The 23,101-nt window shown below is 41.7% G+C and carries 20 protein-coding genes and 2 tRNA genes; 4 read left to right on the top strand and 18 right to left on the bottom strand.

The features are described 5' to 3' along the window. Positions 1–175: 175 nt before the first annotated feature. A complete protein-coding gene (locus AAC854_RS07840) occupies positions 176–1,552 on the bottom strand; it encodes an alanine/glycine:cation symporter family protein (protein ID WP_340616600.1) in 1,377 nt (458 codons plus the stop codon). Positions 1,553–1,866: 314 nt separating this feature from the next. Here AAC854_RS07840 and AAC854_RS07835 point away from each other — a divergent pair, with 314 nt between their 5' ends. Next, complete coding sequence (locus tag AAC854_RS07835; RefSeq protein WP_340616599.1) at positions 1,867–2,454, top strand: recombinase family protein; 588 nt, start codon at positions 1,867–1,869, stop codon at positions 2,452–2,454. On the opposite strand, the gene AAC854_RS07830 is transcribed toward AAC854_RS07835, so the two are convergent. The 17 genes from AAC854_RS07830 to cspE form a co-directional block, all read right to left on the bottom strand. Then, a complete protein-coding gene (locus AAC854_RS07830) occupies positions 2,451–3,272 on the bottom strand; it encodes an alpha/beta fold hydrolase (protein ID WP_340616598.1) in 822 nt (273 codons plus the stop codon). The two genes, AAC854_RS07835 and AAC854_RS07830, sit on opposite strands and share 4 nt — an antisense overlap. 184 nt (positions 3,273–3,456) lie before the next feature. After that, positions 3,457–4,113, bottom strand: coding sequence for a protein phosphatase CheZ (cheZ, locus tag AAC854_RS07825; RefSeq protein WP_047965002.1), 657 nt, complete (start codon positions 4,111–4,113; stop codon positions 3,457–3,459). 9 nt (positions 4,114–4,122) lie between these two features. Continuing rightward, positions 4,123–4,512, bottom strand: coding sequence for a chemotaxis response regulator CheY (cheY, locus tag AAC854_RS07820; protein WP_047965001.1), 390 nt, complete (start codon positions 4,510–4,512; stop codon positions 4,123–4,125). Positions 4,513–4,594: 82 nt separating this feature from the next. Beyond that, a complete protein-coding gene (locus AAC854_RS07815; protein WP_340616597.1) occupies positions 4,595–5,647 on the bottom strand; it encodes a protein-glutamate methylesterase/protein-glutamine glutaminase in 1,053 nt (350 codons plus the stop codon). Next, the gene (gene cheR, locus AAC854_RS07810; protein ID WP_340616596.1) at positions 5,640–6,527 is read right to left on the bottom strand and encodes a protein-glutamate O-methyltransferase CheR; all 888 of its coding nucleotides are present in this window, start codon (positions 6,525–6,527) and stop codon (positions 5,640–5,642) included. The genes AAC854_RS07815 and cheR overlap by 8 nt, the downstream gene beginning before the upstream one ends. 6 nt (positions 6,528–6,533) lie before the next feature. After that, positions 6,534–8,165, bottom strand: coding sequence for a methyl-accepting chemotaxis protein (locus AAC854_RS07805; RefSeq protein WP_340616595.1), 1,632 nt, complete (start codon positions 8,163–8,165; stop codon positions 6,534–6,536). A 56-nt stretch (positions 8,166–8,221) separates the two neighbouring features. Continuing rightward, positions 8,222–9,925 carry a methyl-accepting chemotaxis protein gene (locus AAC854_RS07800; protein WP_340616594.1) on the bottom strand — a complete coding sequence of 568 codons (1,704 nt, stop codon included), beginning with the start codon at positions 9,923–9,925 and terminating at the stop codon, positions 8,222–8,224. A 169-nt stretch (positions 9,926–10,094) separates the two neighbouring features. Beyond that, entirely contained in the window at positions 10,095–10,592 is a 498-nt protein-coding gene (gene cheW / locus AAC854_RS07795; RefSeq protein WP_340616593.1) for a chemotaxis protein CheW, read from the bottom strand. A 30-nt stretch (positions 10,593–10,622) separates the two neighbouring features. Next, entirely contained in the window at positions 10,623–12,830 is a 2,208-nt protein-coding gene (gene cheA, locus AAC854_RS07790) for a chemotaxis protein CheA (protein WP_340616619.1), read from the bottom strand. 6 nt (positions 12,831–12,836) lie between these two features. Then, positions 12,837–13,856 (bottom strand): flagellar motor protein MotB, encoded by a 1,020-nt coding sequence (gene motB / locus AAC854_RS07785; protein ID WP_340616592.1) that lies wholly within the window; start codon positions 13,854–13,856, stop codon positions 12,837–12,839. Between the two features lie 2 nt (positions 13,857–13,858). Beyond that, on the bottom strand, positions 13,859–14,740 hold the full coding sequence (motA, locus tag AAC854_RS07780) for a flagellar motor stator protein MotA (protein ID WP_340616591.1): 882 nt from the start codon (positions 14,738–14,740) through the stop codon (positions 13,859–13,861). 134 nt (positions 14,741–14,874) lie between these two features. Beyond that, on the bottom strand, positions 14,875–15,456 hold the full coding sequence (gene flhC / locus AAC854_RS07775) for a flagellar transcriptional regulator FlhC (protein ID WP_340616590.1): 582 nt from the start codon (positions 15,454–15,456) through the stop codon (positions 14,875–14,877). Between the two features lie 2 nt (positions 15,457–15,458). Then, complete coding sequence (gene flhD / locus AAC854_RS07770) at positions 15,459–15,809, bottom strand: flagellar transcriptional regulator FlhD (protein ID WP_010847229.1); 351 nt, start codon at positions 15,807–15,809, stop codon at positions 15,459–15,461. A 2,580-nt stretch (positions 15,810–18,389) separates the two neighbouring features. Continuing rightward, the gene (locus AAC854_RS07765) at positions 18,390–18,554 is read right to left on the bottom strand and encodes a hypothetical protein (RefSeq protein ID WP_340616589.1); all 165 of its coding nucleotides are present in this window, start codon (positions 18,552–18,554) and stop codon (positions 18,390–18,392) included. Between the two features lie 9 nt (positions 18,555–18,563). After that, the gene (locus tag AAC854_RS24725) at positions 18,564–18,827 is read right to left on the bottom strand and encodes a hypothetical protein (protein WP_479715125.1); all 264 of its coding nucleotides are present in this window, start codon (positions 18,825–18,827) and stop codon (positions 18,564–18,566) included. A 550-nt stretch (positions 18,828–19,377) separates the two neighbouring features. After that, complete coding sequence (locus tag AAC854_RS07760; protein ID WP_340616588.1) at positions 19,378–20,076, bottom strand: MgtC family protein; 699 nt, start codon at positions 20,074–20,076, stop codon at positions 19,378–19,380. Positions 20,077–20,909: 833 nt separating this feature from the next. Beyond that, positions 20,910–21,122, bottom strand: a complete 213-nt coding sequence (gene cspE / locus AAC854_RS07755; protein ID WP_047965154.1) for a transcription antiterminator/RNA stability regulator CspE — start codon at positions 21,120–21,122, stop codon at positions 20,910–20,912. A 490-nt stretch (positions 21,123–21,612) separates the two neighbouring features. Between cspE and AAC854_RS07750 the strand changes: the two genes are divergently transcribed. From AAC854_RS07750 to AAC854_RS07740, 3 genes are all read left to right on the top strand, one after another. Then, positions 21,613–22,122: a YlaC family protein gene (locus tag AAC854_RS07750; RefSeq protein WP_340616587.1), complete on the top strand. Its 510-nt coding sequence runs from the start codon at positions 21,613–21,615 to the stop codon at positions 22,120–22,122. 131 nt (positions 22,123–22,253) lie between these two features. Then, a tRNA-Asn gene (locus tag AAC854_RS07745) sits at positions 22,254–22,329 on the top strand. Positions 22,330–22,835: 506 nt separating this feature from the next. Beyond that, positions 22,836–22,911, top strand: a tRNA-Asn gene (locus tag AAC854_RS07740). Positions 22,912–23,101: the final 190 nt, after the last annotated feature.

Below are 23,101 nucleotides of genomic sequence, written 5' to 3'. Positions count from 1 at the left end.
AAATATCCATTTAAAAAACCGAGGATATAAAAACAAGAATAATAAAATGTTTCCATTACATCATTTTAATTTCAATAGGGAATGGTTTTAAATTGCCATCCCCTATTTTCAATACTGCATTTTACTAAAAACCTTTATCTAATAAGGTAATTTCCAGCCCTTTATTCAGCCAACATTAATCCACCTTTACCACGGGTTTAATATCAATGCTATCGGCATTAACATCACGGATATGGTCTTTCGTCAAACGATAGACAACCGGGCTGAGCATAGCAACTGCGATCAGGTTCGGGATTGCCATCATGGCATTAAGGGTATCCGCCAGCAACCAGACAAAGGTCAGCGACTGAGTAGCACCAATCGGCAATGCGATAATCCAAGCGATGCGGAATGGCACTATGGATTTTGGCCCCAATAAATATTGGATACATTTCTCACCGTAAAAGCTCCAGCCCAAAATAGTTGTGAAGGCGAAAATAGCCAAGGCAATGGCAACGATATAGTTACCTCCCGGGATCTCAGATGCGAAGGAAGATGCGGTCAGTGTTGCACCTGTTTCACCTGTCAGCCAGCCACCGGTAATAATAATAGTTAAGCCCGTAACGGAACAAACAATGATCGTGTCAATAAAGGTTCCCAGCATGGCAATCAAACCCTGACGAATTGGGTTTTGGGTTTTTGCCGCTGCGTGTGCGATAGGCGCACTTCCCATCCCCGCTTCGTTAGAGAATACTCCACGAGCAATACCAAAACGAATCGCTGCCCAGACTGCTGCCCCAGCAAATCCGCCTTGTGCAGCAACAGGCGTGAACGCTGATTTGATGATTAAAGCAATCGCATCGGGAATAGCCGTAACATTGAGTGCCAGAACGACAATTCCCGCACCAAAGTAACCCACTGTCATGACAGGTACCAGTTTACCCGCAACATCAGAAATACGCTTGATGCCACCAATCAACACTGCACCAACCAAAATAACCAGAATCCCGGCTGTTATGGTTTTCTCAATACCAAAATTACTTTGCAGGACATCAGCAACGGAGTTGGCTTGTACTGTATTGCCAATACCAAAACCCGCAATACTGCCGAAGAAAGCAAAGAGCGTTCCCAGCCAAATCCACTTTTTCCCCAAACCATTTTTGATGTAATACATCGGACCGCCAACGTAATTACCATTTTTATCGGTTTCACGGAAACGCACTGCCAGTACTGCTTCTGAATATTTCGTCGCCATGCCGACCAGTGCAGTCATCCACATCCAGAACATCGCACCTGGTCCGCCCATTACAATAGCTGTTGCTACACCTGCGATATTCCCTGTCCCTATCGTCGCTGACAAGGCTGTCATTAACGCATTAAAAGGTGAGATTTGTCCCTCACCCCGTTGTTCATTTTTTTGAAAGAGTAATTTGAACCCTGTGCCCAATTTACGGATCGGTAAAAAGGACAGACGAATTTGCATGAAGATACCAATACCCAGAAGCCCGACGAGCATGGGAACTCCCCATACTACCCCGTTTATCGCACCTAACCATTGTGTAATCAATTCCATATACACCCTCGGCATTCAGAATAACAAGTTAGCAACAAAATTGTTTCAATTAAATAAAGAGCATTTTGGAGAAATAAGCGAGGACTAATTGAGTATCACTGGCAAGAAAAAATTGATACTGTGAGTTTGGTCACTCGTTCTGGTTAATTTTTATCAATGTTATTGATAACAATCCCTCTTACATCACTTGTTCTGATATTAACTCTCTTTAGCCAAACTTTTATCTCACATTGAAGGAATTAAAGGTTTTTTATATCGAATAAATAGGTATTATTTATAAAATAATAGTTTCTTAGATAACCAAAGGATTTTCAGTGGCAAGAGTGGGTTACATCAGAGTGTCAACAAATGACCAAAATAGTGATTTACAAAGAAATGCGTTGGTTAATATCAATTGTGAGTTGATTTTTGAAGACAAAATCAGTGGGAAAACCGCTAATCGTCCGGGGCTAAAACGTGCGTTAAAGCACCTTGAATCCGGTGATACGTTAGTGGTTTGGAAGTTAGATCGATTGGGGCGCAGTGTGAAAAATCTGGTGACGCTCATTTCAGAGCTGCATGAACGCGGTATTCATTTTCAAAGCCTGACTGACAGTATCGACACCAGTACCGCAATGGGACGATTTTTCTTTCATGTAATGAGTGCGTTGGCAGAAATGGAACGCGAATTGATTGTAGAAAGAACCAATGCAGGCCTGGCAGCAGCGAGGGAACAAGGACGAATAGGTGGGCGACCCGTGGTGTTTACTGAGGAAGATCGACAACAAGCTGCCAGGTTGCTGATTAAAGGACATACCCGAAAGCAGTTGTCGATTATTTACAATGTGTCGTTATCAACGATTTATAAGTATTTACCGGTGGGAAAAGTGGTTGATTCCCCATTCCATGATTGGCCTGATTAAGAAAGTTGAGGTGTTGAAAAAGTGAAGTCTTTTATTAAATCAATCCATTCTGTTGGTTTTTCAATGTGCACAGCATGACCACTATTAATTTCTTTATAGGTACTGTTTTTCACATTGTTATAAACGTCACGCACTAAATAAGGTGGAATTAACGTATCTCTGCTTAATCCAATAACCAGAGTATCCTTATCTATTTGATTCAGATAATCTTTTATATTTATGTTTAATCCCAAGGCAATTCGTTTTTCTATCTCTTTTTCTGCGGGTTGAGAACAGATTTTCTGTATCGTTTCATGCCCCAGTGAGGAAATAAATTCTGGACTCAAGGCATGGGATAAACCAAAAGCCATTGATGACGCTTTATCATTCAGCTCCAGATGTAACCAGGTATTGAATATCAATTGATGGCGAGGATCATCATTTGTTGCCCACGGTGCAGTCAATATCAATTTATTGATTAAATGCGGATACTTTGCGGCCACAACAGCAGCGACTACAGCTCCCAAAGAAACCCCCACCAAATCAACAGGAACCTCACCGCTGTCTTCTATCACAACAGCGATTTGTTCTGCAATATGCTCAATAGTCAGGGCTTCTGACGGTAATCCTGAATGACCACAACCTGCATAATCAGGAATGATTACCGTTCGATCACCGATAAATGCTTTTTTTATTTCTCCAAAACTGCTACTGCCACTGCTATTTGTACCGTGCAGAAAAACAACTGTATTTTTATTGTGTTCCTGATCTTCTCTGAATTCTTTACGGTAAGACACAAATGAATCTTTCAACTTAATGATTTTATCAACCGACTTCACAATGTTTTCCTCTGCATAATTTGAACTATTGTATATTTATACACTAGAACAATAGGGTGACACTGTGAGCTAATCTAATAATCTCGAAGCAGACGTTTGGGTAAGCCATCAAACTCACCCAAACGCGATCAAAAGATGAAAGTTCTATTAAAAATTCTGTCCGTTAAGTCACTATCACTCGTTATCAAAAACCTAAACTATCCAATAAATCATCAACCTGTGCCTGATTGGCAATAACACCAGTACCACTTTGGTTAACTTGAGGGCCGTTAAGAAGACTATCGTTCTCTTTTTTCGCTTTAGCCATCTGGTCAGAGGGCATATTTTCCATTAATACCATGACCAACTGTTTTTCCAGTTCCTGAATAACTTCCATCATCCGCTTGATTACCTGCCCAGTAAGATCCTGAAAGTCTTGTGCCATCATGATCTCGAGCAATTGGGCATTGGTAAACGAGGCATAATCAGGCACGAGATTCAGGTAATTTCTCGTGTCTGTGACTAATGAGCGGGCATCCATCAGCTCCAAATTGTTCGGGTTTGCAAACCACTCATCCCAACGTTGGGACAAATCTTTTGCCGACGCCTCCAATTCGTTCTGACGGGGCTGCGCTACTTCAACACAGTTCAGCACCCTTTCAGCCGCTTGTGCCGTCATTTGGACAACGTAATTTAATCGCTCCCTCGCGTCTGGGATCGCCTCAGCCGCCTGAGCAATAGTTTGATCCAATCCCAGTTCACGTAGACTATCGCGCAGCATTCTCGTTAACTGCCCGATACGACTGATTATTTCGCTGGTAGAGATCGCTTCATCTCTCGGCATGACTGGATTTTCACTCATTTTGTCTCCTTAGAGCCCCAATTTTTCAAATATTTTATTGAGTTTCTCTTCCAAAATAGCCGCAGTAAACGGTTTCACGACATAACCGCTGGCTCCGGCCTGCGCTGCTGCAATAATGTTTTCTTTTTTCGCCTCTGCCGTCACCATCAAAACAGGTAAGGCAGCCAGTTTTTCTTCACTGCGAATCGTTTTCAGCAATTCAAGACCATCAATGTTTGGCATGTTCCAGTCAGAAATAACGAAATCAAATTCAGTAGTACGAAGTTTGGTCAACGCCTCTGCCCCATCCTGCGCTTCATCGACATTATTGAAGCCCAACTCTTTCAGTAGATTACGCACAATTCGGCGCATAGTTGAAAAGTCATCAACCACCAGAAATCTCAAATCCTTACTTGCCATAAAAACTCCTTGGAATTTCACTTATCCGACAGCACCATTCTGCAAAAACTGTGCTGCAAAAATTAATATCAAATAACAACTACTAAATACGAATCGACTGCCCTGCGCTGATTTTTGCCAGCATAGCTTTGCTGATTTTTTGCATGTCCATGACATCATCCACCGCTCCCAGTTGGATTGCGGCACGTGGCATACCAAATACCACACAGCTCGCCTCACTCTGGGCAAGTGTATAGGCGCCGGCCTGTTTCATTTCCAATAAGCCCGCGGCACCGTCACTGCCCATGCCAGTTAAGATAACCCCCACGGCATTGCGTCCCGCATATTTGGCGACGGAACGAAACAAAACATCAACGGAAGGACGATGGCGATTAACCGGCGGAGCATTGGTTATCATGATTTGGTAATTGGCACCACTGCGGCAAAGCTCCATATGGCAGTCCCCCGGGGCAATGTAAGCATGTCCCGGCAGAACACGCTCACCATCCTCGGCTTCTTTAACCATGATCTGACTCAGTTTATTGAGCCTTTCCGCAAATGATCGTGTGAAGCCTGGGGGCATATGTTGTGTAATCAGCAACGCCGGGCTGGTAACAGGCAGGAATTGCAACAGGTTTTTGATGGCCTCGGTTCCTCCTGTCGAAGCCCCGACGGCGATCAGTTTTTCACTGGATAATAGCGGCTTGAAATTCAATGGCGTTGTATTCACAGGTTCAGGTGTCATGGTGCTGACTTTTGCCTGTGCCGCGGCACGGATTTTCTCGGCAATCATCTCACTATAGGCCAACATGCCCTCGCGAATGCCCAACTGGGGCTTGGTCACAAAGTCCACCGCCCCCAGTTCCAGTGCCTTCAATGTAATTTCCGAACCTTTTGCGGTCAGAGAAGACACCATCACGACAGGCATAGGACGTAATCGCATTAGTTTTTCCAGAAAATCAATGCCATCCATACGCGGCATCTCAACATCCAATGTTAATACCTGCGGGTTGTGTTTTTTTATTAAATCACGGGCAACAAATGGATCCGGCGCACAATCCACCACTTCCATATCTGGGTGACTATTGATGATTTCCCGCATAATTTGACGCATCAGCGCCGAATCATCCACACAAAGAACAGTTATTTTATTCATGACCCCTCCTTGCCCGACCTACACCGTAAACGGTCTGTCCTTGCAAGTAGAACTCTCGGCTGATTTGAGTGACATTTTCGGAATGCCCTGCGAAGAGCAAACCATCCGGTTTTAAGAAATTGACAAAACGGCGCAAGATACGTTCCTGCGTTTTTTTATCAAAATAAATCATGACATTGCGACAGAATATCGCATCAAATTTACCTTCGAGTGCCCACTCTGAATCCAAGAGATTCAGGTGCTGAAAACTCACCATTTCAGCCAGTAAAGGGCGAACCCGAGCATATCCTTCAAAGAGACCAACACCTTTGAAAAAGTATTTTTTCTTTTGGCTCTCGCTCAGATATTGTAATTCTTCCAGTCGATAAACACCTTGCCGTGCTTTTTCCAGCACACTGGTATCAATATCGCTGCCAATGATTTTTATCCGATTTGACCGATGCCCCAGTGCATCACACAAGGTCATTGCAATAGAATATGGCTCCTCCCCCGTTGAAGCGGCAGCGCTCCAAACGCGGTATGTTCCTCCATTTTTCCTGCTGGCATGTGTTGCCAGAATGGGAAAATGATGGACTTCCCTGAAAAATGCCGTGAGATTAGTGGTCAACGCATTGATAAATAGTTCCCATTCGCTGCTGTGGCTATCTTGTTCCAGAATCGACAGGTATTCACCAAAGTTATCGAGTCCCAATACACGAAGCCGCCTGACTAAGCGGTTGTAAACCATCTCACGTTTATTTTTTGCCAGTACAATGCCAGCCTGTTGATAGATAAACTGGCAGATGCGCTCAAATTGCGCATCTGACAAAGCATGCCGCTGAAGCATAAAGTTCAGCGGTGCAGTAGCATCAGTGACTGAAGCTATTAAGTTGGATTTCATCTGACCTCAGCGTACTTGACCTACAACATACTCATCGGTCATGTTTGATGCAGAAGAGGCCTGATGATCATATTCATCTTCCAAGCCTCTGGGCAGTTCAAATTGAGCAACCGTTTTCACCAATATGTCTGCCTTATCTTCAAGTGCTGCCGCCGCTGCCGCAGATTGTTCCACTAAGGCCGCATTTTGCTGTGTGACTTGATCCATCTGACTAACCGCTTGGGCAACTTGATGAATGCCACGGCTTTGCTCATCAGAAGCAGCGGCGATTTCAGCCATCAGCTCAGTCACGCGGTTAACCGCTTTGACTAGTTCATCCATGGTATGGCCCGCGTTATTCACCAGCTCTGAGCCTTGGTTAACACGGTGGACAGATTCATCGATTAAGGTTTTGATCTCTTTTGCGGCCTCAGCACTTCGTTGTGCCAAATCACGTACTTCTCCCGCTACCACGGAGAATCCACGTCCTTGCTCACCTGCACGCGCCGCCTCAACGGCTGCATTTAATGCCAGAATATTGGTCTGGAAGGCAATACCATCAATGACACTGATAATGGCACTGATTTTCTTCGAACTGTTGGCAATTTCATCCATGGTTGCCACGACACTCGTGGTCAATTCACCACCTTTTGAAGCAGTCTCGGAGGCAGAGACTGCCAGTTCACTCGCCTGACGCGCATTTTCAGCATTCTGCTTGACGGTTACGGTCAGTTCTTCCATGCTGGCAGCCGTCTCTTCTAATGATGCCGCCTGTTCTTCTGTACGTGATGACAAGTCTGTATTGCCCTGTGTGATTTCCTGAATACCCGAATACATTTGGTTGGTATTTTCACGCACAGAAGCAATGGATTTGATTAATGATTTCTGCATGTCGCGCAGTTTTCTGAAAATATCACCAATTTCATCATTGGTCGTAACGGCAACTTCCTTATCCAGACGACCTTCTGCCACATCCTGAAAACAGGCTCTCATGTTTGAGAATGGTCTTAGCAGGTTACGTCGTAGCCACCAATGAGCGGAAATGGAAACAACAAGCACCATTAGAATAGAGCCAAAGAACATGGCAATGGAAACTTTGTAGTAAAATGCACCATCAGAAACCGCTGAGCTAATGTTAGCCCCGAGGTACTGCATATAGTTGTTATATGCAATTTCCATCTTACGCTGATAGTCTTCTGTAGGTTGATCAAGGAAAGCCTGAAGGTTTCCTTCATAGAGGTAAGTTTTGAGCTCTTTCAAGGCGTTGATATATTCTTGGTAAGAATGTTCAACCGTAATTAATAATTCTGCACCACCATCCGTTTGTTCCATCCGGGGTAACGCACTGAATTTGGCAAAACTTCTGTCTGCTTCATTTAATGAGCTTTTAAGCAACGCATCCATTGCGTCTATCTGCGTTTGTGACTGCCCCACTTTTTGGGCAATTGCGATTTTGTTCAGAGTGTTACGTGTTTGCAATAATGCCGCCCAACTCAGGCCAAGGGTATCTCTCCGTTGAGTTCCCAGATCAATTCTTTCGATATATGACTGGTCTGTATGAATTATTCCCAGAGACAAACCGCTCGAAATAATTTGCATAACACAAAACATCATCAATAACAGATACAAACTGGTTGATATGCGAAACCTGCCTAACATGTAATCACCTCGTCTAACGGCTGCATAATGCAGCCGTGATTATCGCTATTATTTTTTTAGAATGTTTCCCAATTAGATGGGTCTTCCACATTACTGCTTTTCTTCAGTACGGGAGAATTCGTCTTATTAGCTGGAGGAGTTGACGATTTACTCGTCAATGAAACGTCATGTTTTCTTTTTTCAGGCTGCATCCTTTCTGCCTGCTCCGGTAACTGGAACAACGCAACAGCTTTGGTCAATATCATAGCCTGCTCTTCCAATGCCGCAGCGGCGGCAGCAGACTGTTCAACCAATGACGCGTTCTGCTGTGTGACTCTATCCATTTCGGAAATAGCGACACCAACTTGCGTGATTCCCCTGCTTTGCTCATCAGAAGCCGATGCAATTTCCCCCATGATGTCAGTTACGCGGGTAACAGAATCGACAATTTTGTTCATGGTTTCGCCAGCACTTTCCACCAACACGGAACCAGTGTCAGTACGGCTTACCGAATCTTCAATCAGTGCTTTGATCTCTTTGGCTGCTTCCGCGCTGCGCTGTGCCAGATTGCGAACTTCTCCGGCAACGACGGCAAAACCACGTCCATGCTCACCGGCACGGGCAGCTTCCACCGCAGCGTTGAGGGCAAGAATATTGGTCTGGAAGGCAATGGCATCAATCACGCCAGTGATGTCAGAGATTTTACGGGAACTGTCCGAAATTTCGTGCATGGTTTGCACCACATTCGCCACTACTTTGCCACCCTGACGAGCGATATCGGAAGCGTTGTCAGCCAGATTGCTGGCCTGACGGGCGTTGTCAGCATTCTGTTTTACTGTTGCAGTCAACTGTTCCATGCTGGCGGCGGTTTCTTCCAGTGACGCCACCTGTTGTTCTGTGCGTGCGGAAAGATCGTTGTTACCTGAGGCAATTTCGCTGGTACCGGTATAAATGGTTTCGGTACTTTGATGGACGCTTCTGACGGTTTGGATCAGTTCTTCCTGCATATGTCTCAGGCCAACTGCCAGCATCCCCATTTCATTAGTACCAGACACACTGATCGTCTGGGTCAAATCACCTTTCGAGAACGCTTTGATATTATCCAGCAGTTTATGCAGCGGATCGATCAGTGCCTTACGTAAACCGATCCAGCTTATGACCATAACTACAATCAACAGGACCAGCACAAATATCAGCGAAATAATGACATTGCTGTAAGCTGCATCAGCTTCATGTGATACCTGAACATAAAGTTTTTCGCTCTGGGACAGGTAAAAGTTAAATTCCGCAGCAAAAGCGTTCTGATAATCAGTCGTTTTTTGAAGAAAGAATTCTGTAAACTTTTGGTTCGCCAGCATGTTATCTAAATCTTTAAGTGCATTGAGATAGTCATGATGGGTCTGTTTCAAACGTTGAAGACGCTCCGGATCATAGAAAGAGAGTCTTTTAGTCTGTTCATATTGTTCGAAGCTCCGCTCGGCGCGGGCGATATTAGCCTTAGCCTCTGCCAGAGCATCATCTACTTTATAATTACTTTCAACACCACTATTTTTCATCATATAGATGGTGCCAACACGATTCAGGTTATTACGGGCTTGCAGCAGGTTAACCCAGCTATCGTCCAGATAAATTTGCTGCTGTCGCATTTCATCTATTAAATCAAAGGCTTCTATATCGTTCTTCAACCCTTTGAAGAACAATCCCCCGGAGATAAATTGCAGAGCACCAAATAATATGATGACTGAGATGAGCCCCGTCACTATTTTCATTCGGTTAAACATGACTTCCCTTTTGTAATAAATTGCTATGCCAGTGTTATCGGCAGGCTGAAAGGGAACTTTACGCGTAATTCTAAAATTTGATTTTTTACAGCATTTTTTTGATCCAGAACAAATAGGCTGCTGTTTTTTATTGCAACAGCCTTAAAATTATTGCAACAGCCCTAAGACATCAGCCTTTAGAGACTGAATCTACCAATGCCATCTCTTCACTGCTGAGAAGTTTTTCGATATCAACCAGAATCAACATCCGTTCATCAAGAGAGCCAAGCCCGGTCAGATACTCTGTTGATAATGTCACCGCAAACTCTGGGGCAGGACAGATTTGATCTTCTTTCAAAGACAGTACGTCAGACACGCCATCAACCACAATGCCAACGACACGGTTAAGCAAATTCAGGACAATAACAACGGTGTTATCGTTATAAGTGACATCTTCCTGTGAGAATTTGATCCTCAGATCAATAATAGGAACAATCACTCCGCGCAGGTTGGTGATCCCTTTTATAAAAGTAGGTGTATTCGCAATGCGGGTGACGTGGTCATAACCACGAATTTCCTGCACTTTCAGTATTTCAATTCCATACTCTTCGTCACCCAAGGTAAAAACCAGATATTCCTTTCCGGCTGTTTCCCCCGATAATTTATTGAATTCTTCTATGGCTGACATGATGTTACCTTTTACTGTGAGATGACTGTCTTATTTGTTATTCACCAACTCTACTTTGCGCTCAGCCAATTGTTCATGGTTGAGTGTCTGCAAAGCAGGAATATCAATGATGAGTGCCACACTACCATCCCCCATGATGGTGGCCGCCGAAATTCCCGGCACTTTGCGGTAATTGCTCTCAATATTTTTAACAACAACCTGATGCTGCCCCACCAGTTTATCCACCAGTAGTGCATAACGACGCCCGGCACTCTGCACAATGACAGCAATACCTTTTGTTGGGTCAGTTTCCCCATTCGGGATATCAAATATGCGATACAGTTCAAGCAGCGGCAAATATTCACCACGCACCTGCAACAACTTTTCATCACCCGCCAACGGGTAAATATCTTCATCTTGTGGCTGCAATGAGCTGACTACCGCACTCAATGGCAGAATGAAAACTTCATCATTAACTCTGACAGACATGCCATCCAGTATTGCCAGTGTCAGTGGCAGTAAAATGCGAATGACCGTCCCCTTCCCTTCCTGGAAGTTGATCTGAATCTGTCCGCCCATATCCTGAATATTGCGTTTCACCACATCCATACCGACACCACGACCAGAAACATCCGTGACAACCTCTGCGGTCGAGAATCCGGGAGCAAAAATCAGCATAGCCACTTCTTCATTGCTCATGTTTTCACTGACATTCAATCCCTGAGATTGCGCTTTTGCCAGAATCTTCTCACGGTTTAAGCCTGCGCCATCATCAATGACTTCAATACAGATGTTTCCTCCCTGATGCTCAGCGGCCAATGTCAAATTACCCGTTTCTGATTTTCCGGCTGCGAGGCGTTTTTCCGGACTTTCGATACCGTGGTCAAGGCTGTTGCGTACCAAGTGTGTAAGAGGATCGATAATCCGCTCAATCAGACTCTTATCCAATTCGGTCGAGCTACCGATCAGTGTCAGTTCCACTTTTTTATCAAGCTTTCCAGCCAGATCACGTACTAAACGTGGGTAACGGCTGAAAACGTATTCCATCGGCATCATGCGGATTGACATGACAGATTCTTGTAAATCACGGGAGTTTCGCTGCAATTGAGCCATACAACTCAACAATTCGCTGTGTTTTGTCGGCTCCAGGCCATTGCAGTGCTGTGCCAGCATAGATTGGGTAATAACTAATTCACCCACTAAGTTGATGAGTTGATCAACTTTTTCAACAGCAACACGAATACTGGAAGATTCCGCACGTTGGCGTGGTGAGCCCGCCGCTGGACGTGGTGCCGGACGCCCAATTTCACGTACATCTGTTTTTTTCGGGGTATTAACGGGTTGCGAATTATTCGCAGTTACCGCGTTTGCAGCTACGGCAGCCTCTGCCGCTGTATTTTTTGTTACGGTATTTTCTGTCGTATTCGCTTCTGCTGTTGTTTTCACTCCGGCATCTTGCTTCGTTTCAGTCTCTGTATTTTCTGTATGAGCTTCATTCGTCGGTAAAAAAGTGATTTGCTCAGGCTCAATTACAAAGCACAAAACAGCCGTAATATCATCTTCTGTCGCAGACGTGACTAAAGATGCTTCAATACTGTTTGAAGTCTGTTCAACATCATAAAGCTCACCAAGATGCCCCAGTTCATCCTTCATTAAACTGACTTCACGTTCTTTCAGCCCGGACAAATGAACACGAATCTGACCATGATGAGATTGGTCTGCCGGAGAATGTTTCTCTTCTGACTGGTTTTCTTTTGCCGGAGCTGCCTCTATCGCCTGTTTTTCTTCAGTTTCATTAGCAACGTTTTCTGTGACAATTTCAGCCTGAGTTGCAGATGTTGCCGCAAAAAAGTTCTCTTTCTGCCGCTCTTCCTGTAATTCCAGTGCAAGCTGACGCAGTGTTTCGCAGATATAATTGAATGTATCTTCATCCGGCTCCTGAGAACTTTTATAGGCATCCAATTGTTGCTGCATAATGTCTTTCGCTTCTAAAAACAGGTTGATAATGTCAATAGTCAGACGTATTTCATCACGTCTGGCACTGTCGAGCAGATTCTCCAAAACATGCGTGGTTTGTTGCAGCTTGGTAAAACCAAAAGTCGCAGCGCCCCCTTTAATCGAGTGGGCGCTGCGAAATATTGCGTTTAACTGTTCATGGTCGGGTTCGTCGGCATTGAGCAGCAATAAATGCTGTTCCATATCAGCCAATAATTCATCTGCTTCATCAAAGAAAGTCTGATAAAACGCGGTAATATCCATCATTACTTACTCTGTCATCTTAGTATCACTCAGCGGTTCAGCCATTGGCTGATCCGATATTGTGATTTCATGTTTTATGATCACATGGGATTGTTCGGTGGGTTGTTGAGCAGGTGCTCCCTCATTCGAATCCATTCTGATGACTTCTTGTATATCCATACTATTATTGGCTGTCATGGCGTTGCCGCCACTGTTTTCCTGCTCAATCCTTTTTTCTGCATCTTTATTCAATACAATAATGCTGATACGACGGTTAACTGGCGCATTCGGATCGATGCCTTTCTGCATACTCACAGTGGATGCCATGCCTACCACTCGCAGGACTTTGGCTTCATCCAAACCACCAATCAGCAATTCTCGCCTTGACGCATTGGCACGATCAGAGGAAAGTTCCCAGTTACTGTAGCCTCGCTGACCATTGGCATACTGTAAATTATCGGTATGACCAGAAAGGCTGACTTTGTTTGGAATATTATTCAAAATCGGCGCAATTGCCCGCAAGATGTCACTCATATAAGTCTCAACTTTTGCGCTGCCAATCATGAACATTGGGCGGTTTGCCTGATCGATAATTTGAATGCGCAACCCCTCATCCATCATGTCGATCAATAAATGAGGCCGCAGCTCTTTAAGACGAGGATCGGTGATAATCAATTGATCAAGTTGCTGGCGTAACCGATTCAGGCGATGAGTTTCCTCATTGGCTTCAACCGACTTGGTTTGGCGGAAAACTTCTCCATCCTGCTGGAAAACATCATCCCCTCCCCCCGGGATTGGATTGGTGCTATCACTGCTTTGTTGCCCCTTGTTGATCGCTACCTGTAAGGGAGTGCGGAAATATTCTGCAATGCTGGTCAACTCCTGCGGGCTGGCGATCGATATCAGCCACATAACCAGAAAGAATGCCATCATTGCAGTCATGAAATCAGCATATGCAATCTTCCATGATCCGCCAGCATGTCCATGGCCCGAGCCATGTTTTTTGCGTTTTTTTATTCTGATGACAGAAACATTATTCGCTCTCATAATTATTCTTCAACTTCTTGTTGTACAGGAGCTTTAACCCGACGAACATGCTCTTCAAGTTCTGTGAATGAAGGACGATCTGTGAGGAATAAAGTTTTGCGACCGAACTCAACTGCAATTTGTGGTGCATAACCATTCAAACTGGAAAGCAGTGTTACCTTGATGCATTGCATCATTTTGATTTGTTCACTGCTGCGTTGACGAAGTAGTGTCGCCAAAGGAGAGACAAAACCATAAGCCAATAAGATCCCAAGGAACGTTCCTACCATCGCATGTGCGATCAAAGCGCCGAGTTCTCCTGCCGGGCGATCCGCAGATCCTAAGGCATTAACTACACCCATTACAGCAGCAACAATCCCGAATGCAGGCAATGAATCTCCGACCATCGCCAAACTGGTGGCGGGAACTTCACTCTCTTGTTCGTAAGTTTCGATCTCTTCATCCATCAACGCTTCAATTTCATGAGAGTTCATGTTGCCACTGATGATCAAGCGCATGTAATCAGTGATGAAATCCATCAAATGCTGATCTTTCAATAAACGGGGATACTGTGTAAAAATGTCGCTTTGTTGTGGGTTTTCAATATCCCTTTCCAAAGCAAGAAGCCCGTGCTGGCGGGATTTGGATAACAGGCGGAATTGCAGCGCCATAAGATCCATGTACATCGCCTTGTTGTATTTTGATCTGCGTAATATTTTTGGTAAGACACGCAGTGTTGCCTTTATCGCCTTGCCATTATTGCCCACGATAAAAGCGCCAATTCCCGCACCTGCAATAATCAAAAATTCCGCTGGCTGATAAAGTGCGCCCATGCGACCACCGACAAGCAGATAGCCACCAATTACCGCACCAAAAACCACGATATATCCTAAAAGTACTAACACGCGATATCCTTTAGCTAAGTTGGTGAGCAGATGGGATTTGAACAGGGCGAATTGATAAATGAAGAAAGGTTTGGAAGCAGGTTACAAGTTTCACATTCAAACCTGTAACCTGGATTTTACTTTCTCATTTAAATTCACATAGCTTGCTGAGCAAATCCATCCAGCAGTTGTGAATTAGTATCGGCAGGTTGAGGGGAAAGTTTACGTTTTTTTACTGCCCGTGAAGGTGGCTGGCAAAGACTACAAACAAAGCTGTTCACCGGTTGATGAGCATGTGTGATGAAAGTTCCGCCACAACAGCGACATCCTGTTGGCTGTAACATACCACTGTCAACAAAACGAACCAGTGTCCAAGCTCTGGTCAGTGCCAAAACAGGCCCATTTTCACTCCCTGGAGGACATTGCTCAAGGTACAACCGATAGGCTTTTACAACAACCTCCACACCTTCACAATGTCCACTTTTCAACAGAAAACGGTAAGCATTGTAGAACATTGACGAATGAATATTCTGTTCCCAAGTCATAAACCAATCCGTCGAAAAGGGGAGCATCCCTTTAGGCGGAGGGCTTCCCCGCAACTCTTTATACAACCTGATCAATCGGCCCCTGCTGAGTTGCGTTTCACTTTCAAGCATCTGCAATCGCGCGCCTAAAGTGATGAGTTCCATCGCCAGCTGAATATCTTTCGCTTCCTGAACAATACTTTTTTCAACCATCGTTATGCTCTTTTCTTGATTGAAGTGTCATCCTGAGCGGATAACTGCTGAAAAAGATGAGTAGACAGCAAGATACCTGTATGAATTTGTTGTAGATCGTCCACCCGCGATTCCTTCGTTAACTGCTGTACGGTTTCGTGGTCTTCAAACCGAAAATGGCAAATCAGTTGGTTTGTTTCAGCTAATTTTACTAACTGAGGCAATGTCAGCTCGGCCAACGTATCAGCCATCGATTCACTAATACCTAAACGGAACATCGCAGATGCTTTCTCATGGTTAATTAGCCGTTGCGCTAAAAGCAAATACGATAAATTTATGTCATAAATATGTTTGAGCAATTCAACCGTACTCATTTCTATATATCCCGTCCGATTACATGAAAAAATTAAATTAAGTGATCAAAGAATCACTCACGACAAAATTACCAGTAGCATGAGATTCAATAATCTCCGACATAACTGAAATATACATCTTTAGCCAGAGCAGTAACTGTCCTTTGTATTACTCTTGGGATCGCCCAATTTCTAAAATATTTCGGTAATGGGTTGTGAAAGTATTATTGCGTCATCTGGGTAATGCACTTGCCACAATTGATTAAGAATATTCTTAATGCTAATTAACTTTACTCCTGAATCATCAACTTATACAACGGAGAATATATGTCATTTTAAATACTATGTGATCTCGATCACAAAACTAACAGTTTTTATTATGATTCTAGCTCATTAACTATTCAAGCAACAAAAAACGAGAAATAGTCTACAATTAATAAGTTAAATTATCTAAATAAAAATATTAGGGACTGTTTTTTGTTTTGTACGATCTATTAAACTTATAAATCCAAAATAACGATAAAAAATCTTTCCTTTAGTAAAATTACCAATATCTTAATAAAATTTGCCTCTTGATAATGCAGGTAGGTACTCATCTTCCACTATAACTTGATTTAGATCATAGTTATGCCAAATTTATTAATTATATGTGAATACTAGTTATTAAAAAGCTACCAGTCTGATCATTTTTAGTTTATGATCGTATCATTTTCACACAGAAGAAAGAGGGATGCTTCACCCACCTTGAAGTCAAATATCACACAGATCACAAAAATAAGATAAAATACAGTATGATATTGAAATAAAAAAACATCTGCATCCAAATCCCTCAGTAAACACAACCAGCAATGCTTTGCTAATTCAACGAAATATACGCCTCTCAAGAGCGCTTAAAGCCATTCTTAGCCATGATCACTAATAAGTTTATCTAATCTAAAAAAGCACACTCACAGCCTTTCTATGACATAAATTTAACGAAATTTTCTTTGGTGATTATTTCTTCTCATTGGCTAGCTTATGCGCATAAATCATAAATAAAATTAATTAATATATTTTTTAATCAGCCGAGAAATGATAAGGATAACAAATGATTTGAAGGGCTTTCCGAGGCATCCAATCTGGTAGCCAAATTCAATAGGAAAATAACCTATTGACTAAAAATTAATTTACTTAAATAACAAAAAATATAGATATAAAATCATTCCCAAATGCAAATTTGACAACGATTTATTATCACATAAAACCCAATTAAAAGAAGAATGGATATTTTTAATTGGGAAAATTAATCTAGACATGAAAGCAAATATTAAAAAGAAATTTATCCTCCTTAACTTTAAATAAAAATTACAATGAATGATTTAATTTGGCGTTTCAAATAAATAAAATAACAGGTAAATATAACTCTATTACTTCATTAAATTCATTTCTATTGTGATAGCGGTTCATATTTAAAGAATAACATCAATACCTATTCTAAATATCTACAGAAATTTTGTTATGATGATAGTTTCAATGGCATACTTTTAGTATGGCTTTTTTCTTAACCCATACAGAATAAGATAGTAATTAATGAGAATTATTCACAACCATCCACCAAATCGATGAATGTAAGATCACTTAATCTTTTGAACAATGATACAGTAGCTTATTAGTATCCCAATTAGCCATAGAAAATATTTCTATGCCAGCAGTGATAACCCCATTAGGGTATCAACAGAAAAAAACTGAATGTAAATACCCAATACCATTATTAGTGTCATTAATAAAACAGGTAAAGCAACTGTACTTTACACAAAATGAATTTTCCATGCGTACAACATTAGTACAAAATGTATACAATCAATAGTTGTGACAATCTCTTTCCCACAACTATTCATGATTGACGCATGATTGAAATAAGGCTTGAAGTTCTAACTGTTCGCTGCAAACACATACCACATCACAGCGTATCCCGTGATGTCAAAGATGGAAGAAGCAGGGGCGCCCGGAACATAAAACGCTCTATGTCCTTTATAGCAGATTTATAATTTTTTTTCAGAAACCCTTTACCCATTTTGCTCTACGGTAAAGACAGTTGTGAAATATCGTACATTAGGTTTTGTACAAGAAAATGAATGGCTAACATCGGTAAAGATGGAATAAATGCACTGACAATCAATACAGAAAATACGTTTCTAAAATTTTCACTAGCCGACATATTTAAATACTCGGCAGTATTACCAAACGTTTTCCTTCCCTTTATTACTCTCTCCTCTAATACCTTCAGATTTCTCTTAAACAGAATGATTCTGCTGGCACTCTTGTGATACGCGCCCTGTATCAACTAAAATTCCAACACCAGCATAGCGCAATACCAGTGCATCATTTATTCCATCACCAAGAAAACCAATCAAATGATTATTATTTTACAATGATTTTAAAATGTATGATTTTTGTTAGGGTTAACTGACAAAAGATCGATCTTAATTCCACTTCTTTTGAAAGGTTTTCATCACCCATTAGTTCAATATCAGGGACAATAAGAATATTCCCAGAATCTAAATCCACATTGTGACAAACTTTAGCCGTAATGACAGGATTATCTCCGGTAATCACCGTAACCTAAATGACATTTTTTCTTAATACCATAATAGCCATTGCAATGCTCTTTTTTGGTGAATATAAAAATGTTAATAAACCTTGTAGTTCCGCCTCTCTTTTATCAGCAGCAGAAGGCTGATGTTTCACTTCATCAACACTTAACTCCGGTGTCGCTAAGATTAACACCCTGAAACCTTACTCGTTATGGCTACTAACCAGTTCTATTACATTGTTACGACTTTCTTCAGTGAGAGGAATAATTTTCTCCTTTATCCCTATATAGGAGCAAACTGATAGCATTTTCTCAGCGGTATCTTTGCAGACTATCTGATGGTTTTTATACAAATTTTGTACGTAAATTGACAGCCTGAAACTGGCAAAATCAAACGGCAACTCATCAATTTTTCTGTAGCTGCTGAGAAGATTAATGCCTGAACTCCCGTTTCCATACCTGATCATCGCTTGATCCATTAAGTTTCTGCCAACACTTTGGTAAAAGTAGTTTAGCCAAACCGAATAAAATACCCCTACCACGGTATTTCAAAAATGTTGGAGAATAATTTTGTCTTGAATCAATCTTTTTGTTTTATCGGTAAATAATACCCCACGGTTGCTTTTCTGCTGCTACGGTGAGCATCATCGCTATACCATCAGTTATATTTGTAACCATTAAAAATGTGCAGGTAACTTTGTTTCAGACTCTTCCTCAGAATCACCTGCTCGGTTTGATATCCCATCCAAAGCTGAAGAAATTTACTTGAAGTTATTATAACTAAGATAATAATAACTTAAATTAGTTCAATTTCATCTCCATTCAATAATGACAATAAATAATTAGTACAATAACTGTCATGTTCTTTTATAAGGGGTGAATTTTCATATAAGGCTTTTCTGCGTTATCTATACGAGAAACAAAATACGCCATAGGAAACGTCAGGGAGACGGGAAGCATCTCCCCTGTTCGCGTTTTATCCATATCATGCTATGAAATTAGACATAAAAAATAATTCTAAGCTGGCAACTCAGAAGCGATTTTCCAATTTACTGAGGTGACGCTTTTTTCCAGGCTAACCCGACAAACAATCGCCTCAATTTCTTTTTGCTCTGCTGGCGTAGCTAATACTTCCGCACAAACTTCAAGTCGGCCGGGATGAACAGCATCTGCACTGCTCAACGACTGTAATCTAACACCTAACCCATTCAGAGCCTGCAAGATCAAAGTCCTTACCAAAATTTCATCATCTATAGCGCAAATAATATGGATTTTATAACGTTGTTCTAAATCCAGGGCCTGCTGAGGAGGCTGAGTATTAATTCGCTGTGCTGCTTCCCTCAATAAAATGTTCGCACAAAGAATAATGGCTGTTGCTATGCTGGCTGACCAATATTGACCCAGCCCACACAACACTCCGATCCCTGCCGAGCACCATAATGTTGCTGCTGTATTTAAGCCACGAATATTCATCCCTTGACGCATAATGACACCAGCACCAAGAAAACCAATTCCAGATACAATTTGTGCAGCAATACGCCCAGGGCTATCCGCAGAAGCCGTCATTGAACAAATAATAAAAACCGCTGCGCCGGTTGATACCAAAGCATTAGTTCTCAACCCAGCCATACGTTGGCGCCATTGACGTTCAGCACCAATCAGAGCGCCAAGGCACAGCGCAGATAGTAAATGAATGGCAACAGATGTTATCAACATAGTATTCTCCATAACATCGAATGGATAAATAACCCCTTAAGTGTTCAAGTAATTAATTGTTCAATTTTTAAATTGACCATAAATCACTTAAGACCTATTGGGTATAGAGAATCATGTACATTACAGCCTGTTCTGGTTCGGTTCACCTTAAGACCATCTGCTATTCAACGAACCCACAATAGAAAGCCTGAAGAGATAATTCTTCATCGTACATGAAATAAATTCGGGTTGATTATTTGTATGTTCCCGGAGGGAATAAGGAATGAATATATGACCACATCATGTATACCCTGATATATCTTCAGCTAATACTTTGTTAAGAATCCAACTCAGTAGATCCACAGTATCAAATGATCTTTATTCGGGTGGGTACAGCTCATGAAGTTAAAGTAGTACCGCCCACCATTACTGGTAAGCAGCAAATCGAAGAGAAATGAACAGCTTACCGGATTATTTTCTATTTAACCTAAAACTTTGACTGTCCAATTGATTGCTCTCCAAGAGAATTTGCGGGTGAGTATAAACAGACTTAATTAATAAGTAAAGACTCAGTTCGAGAGACTGTTTTGCAAAAACTATTTACAAAAAACCTATGTGTTTCCTGCCCCATTAAAAAGCAACAGTACTATAAATACTTTGTCATTTAATTGTAACTGATTTTATCCGATGATAAATAACGCATTATTTTCATTCCGTTATTTTTACCATATAAATAAATCAGGATTGAAATTATAGCTGAGGAATTTACGGAAATAGATTTATAAAACAGAAAAACAAAAAGCCCGCCACGGCGTTCTGGCCTGGCGAGCTTAAATAAGGCATAAAGGCAAAAATTAGATAGCAGAGACGTTTGCTGCTGCTGGGCCTTTGGCACCATTTTCAATGGTGAATTCTACATTCTGGCCTTCTGCCAGAGTTTTGAAGCCGTTACCTTGAATGGCAGAGAAGTGTACGAATACGTCTTTGCTACCATCAGCTGGAGTGATGAAACCAAAGCCTTTAGACTCGTTGAACCACTTCACTTGACCTTTCATTTTGTCAGACATTTGACTTTCCTATATATCAAAAAAAACTCGCCACCTCGGGCATGTGTTGGCCAGTATCAGCTATTACTTATGGAGGCACTAAGAAGGAAACGGTCAACAAAGGCTACCGAAGATAGCACTTACACATAACTCATTAACTCAAGATGTCGTACATAAAGTAGGTCTGTTAATCAGGCCAAGCGCATTAACGCATGACCGCACACGAATAGCAACCTTTTTATGTATTATCGATTTAAAAAAACCACAGACGCTCAATATTAGAACAGAATAACATAATAAAAAGGTGTATTTATAATTTTATTTGATTAATTCAACTTTTTTCTCAGCAGAAATACTGATTATTGCTCGCCAACAATAACAATTTTCCAAATAAATTAAATCAATTGCTATACAGATGTGTGTTGCAGACATGCTAACCTTGAAAATGGTAAAACTTTCAATTCGATCGCGCTTTGTACAACACTTTTCTACAAATAAGTGGGTTAGCATTATGAACATCATCAAACAGATATTGATTCAAGATCTTGAGCGGATCAATCTTAAAGAGCATCGTGACGGTAAAGTGCACTTCAACAGCATTTTTATTCACCATCATCCCTATCTATGTCTGGCGATGATTGTCGCTTATGCTTTTCTTGTTACGCTCATGTGGTATGCGCCCTATTTTGGCGCTTGGTCTATTTCTGCATTTACTGTGGCTTTTATTGCTATGGCCGCTGTTCTGCTATTTGATATTAAGCCAGTTTATCATTTTGAAGATATTGACGTACTCGATTTACGTGTCTGTTATAACGGAGAGTGGTTCGTCAACGAACAAGTCTCCAAAAATGCCATTAATAGAATACTCAATCATCCTCGAGTACCTAATGAAATCAAAGATGACATCAAACGCATTATGAAGAAAAAGCACAGCATTTGTTTTTATGATGTATTTATGCTCGCCTGTTCAGAGCAATCACCTTATGCTCAACCTCTTAACATGGCGAACAAAAGTGCATAAATTCAACAAAATAGCGCTTTTATGACACAACGCGCTCACATGATGAGCAAACGGTAAGAAAAAAGAATTTTTGCGTTGACACTATTCTAGTTCATCGTTAATATTCGGCCCGTTCTCAGGAACGAAGCAATTCCTCCATAGTTCAGTCGGTAGAACGGCGGACTGTTAATCCGTATGTCGCTGGTTCGAGTCCAGCTGGAGGAGCCAAATTCAAAACACTCCGCTCTGTTAACGCTGCGAGGTGTTGAGCTTAAACTAAACAATCTAGTTTAAACCGTTTACAACGGCTTCCCAAACGGGAGGCCGTTTTTGCATTGGGTATGCTGTGTTTTTATTCAATGTATTGGATATTGACTCCAGCCTTTTACACTCATTGCTACCATCCCTGTTATCAGACATTTCCCTTCCTTATAAAGATCAAACACCTGTTTTTGAAGCACCATTTTCCGTGTTTATTTGCTTGATGAGCATGAAAGTTAATCATGAAAGCATTAATTACAAAAATCATATAACTTTCCTTTAATAAACCACATGTAATTACTGGCCGTAAAACCAATAAAAACCCGCCAAATGAGCTATATTTTCATCAGAAAATCACAAAAAAACACTTTTAAGATCACACATTAACCGCTTAAACTTATTTTTATTTTTTTCACTTTACAACCCCAGTGTATTCCTTGTATTATTCGCCCCGTTCTCAGGAACAACCCAATTCCTCCATAGTTCAGTCGGTAGAACGGCGGACTGTTAATCCGTATGTCGCTGGTTCAAGTCCAGCTGGAGGAGCCAAATTCTGAAAAGCCCGATTAGCTCTGCTAACCGGGCTTTTTACTATCTATTTTCTACTGTCTATTTGCCTGATTCCCGCTAATTAACCCGAATTCTGGATAAGAAATTGACGAGAAGCCTGTTCCAGGAGCAAAGTTTTGGTGCACACCAAAAACAGCTCCGAGGTGGAACAGGCTATGGACAAGTTAGT

The organism is Xenorhabdus entomophaga (assembly GCF_037996725.1).
Classification (GTDB): Bacteria; Pseudomonadota; Gammaproteobacteria; order Enterobacterales; family Enterobacteriaceae; genus Xenorhabdus; species Xenorhabdus khoisanae.
Note: the sequence above shows the minus strand (reverse complement) of the source record. Positions and strands in the feature narration are given on the sequence as shown.

Excerpts from the sequence above, each read along its gene's own strand:
- AAC854_RS07840 (WP_340616600.1), bottom strand. The coding sequence starts at position 1,552 with ATGGAATTGATTACACAATGGTTAGGTGCGATAAACGGGGTAGTATGG.
- cheZ (WP_047965002.1), bottom strand. The coding sequence starts at position 4,113 with ATGAGTGAAAATCCAGTCATGCCGAGAGATGAAGCGATCTCTACCAGC.
- cheY (WP_047965001.1), bottom strand. The coding sequence starts at position 4,512 with ATGGCAAGTAAGGATTTGAGATTTCTGGTGGTTGATGACTTTTCAACT.
- AAC854_RS07815 (WP_340616597.1), bottom strand. The coding sequence starts at position 5,647 with ATGAATAAAATAACTGTTCTTTGTGTGGATGATTCGGCGCTGATGCGT.
- cheR (WP_340616596.1), bottom strand. The coding sequence starts at position 6,527 with ATGAAATCCAACTTAATAGCTTCAGTCACTGATGCTACTGCACCGCTG.
- AAC854_RS07805 (WP_340616595.1), bottom strand. The coding sequence starts at position 8,165 with ATGTTAGGCAGGTTTCGCATATCAACCAGTTTGTATCTGTTATTGATG.
- AAC854_RS07800 (WP_340616594.1), bottom strand. The coding sequence starts at position 9,925 with ATGTTTAACCGAATGAAAATAGTGACGGGGCTCATCTCAGTCATCATA.
- cheW (WP_340616593.1), bottom strand. The coding sequence starts at position 10,592 with ATGTCAGCCATAGAAGAATTCAATAAATTATCGGGGGAAACAGCCGGA.
- cheA (WP_340616619.1), bottom strand. The coding sequence starts at position 12,830 with ATGGATATTACCGCGTTTTATCAGACTTTCTTTGATGAAGCAGATGAA.
- motB (WP_340616592.1), bottom strand. The coding sequence starts at position 13,856 with ATGAGAGCGAATAATGTTTCTGTCATCAGAATAAAAAAACGCAAAAAA.
- flhC (WP_340616590.1), bottom strand. The coding sequence starts at position 15,456 with ATGGTTGAAAAAAGTATTGTTCAGGAAGCGAAAGATATTCAGCTGGCG.
- flhD (WP_010847229.1), bottom strand. The coding sequence starts at position 15,809 with ATGAGTACGGTTGAATTGCTCAAACATATTTATGACATAAATTTATCG.
- AAC854_RS24725 (WP_479715125.1), bottom strand. The coding sequence starts at position 18,827 with ATGATCAGGTATGGAAACGGGAGTTCAGGCATTAATCTTCTCAGCAGC.
- AAC854_RS07760 (WP_340616588.1), bottom strand. The coding sequence starts at position 20,076 with ATGTTGATAACATCTGTTGCCATTCATTTACTATCTGCGCTGTGCCTT.
- cspE (WP_047965154.1), bottom strand. The coding sequence starts at position 21,122 with ATGTCTGACAAAATGAAAGGTCAAGTGAAGTGGTTCAACGAGTCTAAA.
- AAC854_RS07750 (WP_340616587.1), top strand. The coding sequence starts at position 21,613 with ATGAACATCATCAAACAGATATTGATTCAAGATCTTGAGCGGATCAAT.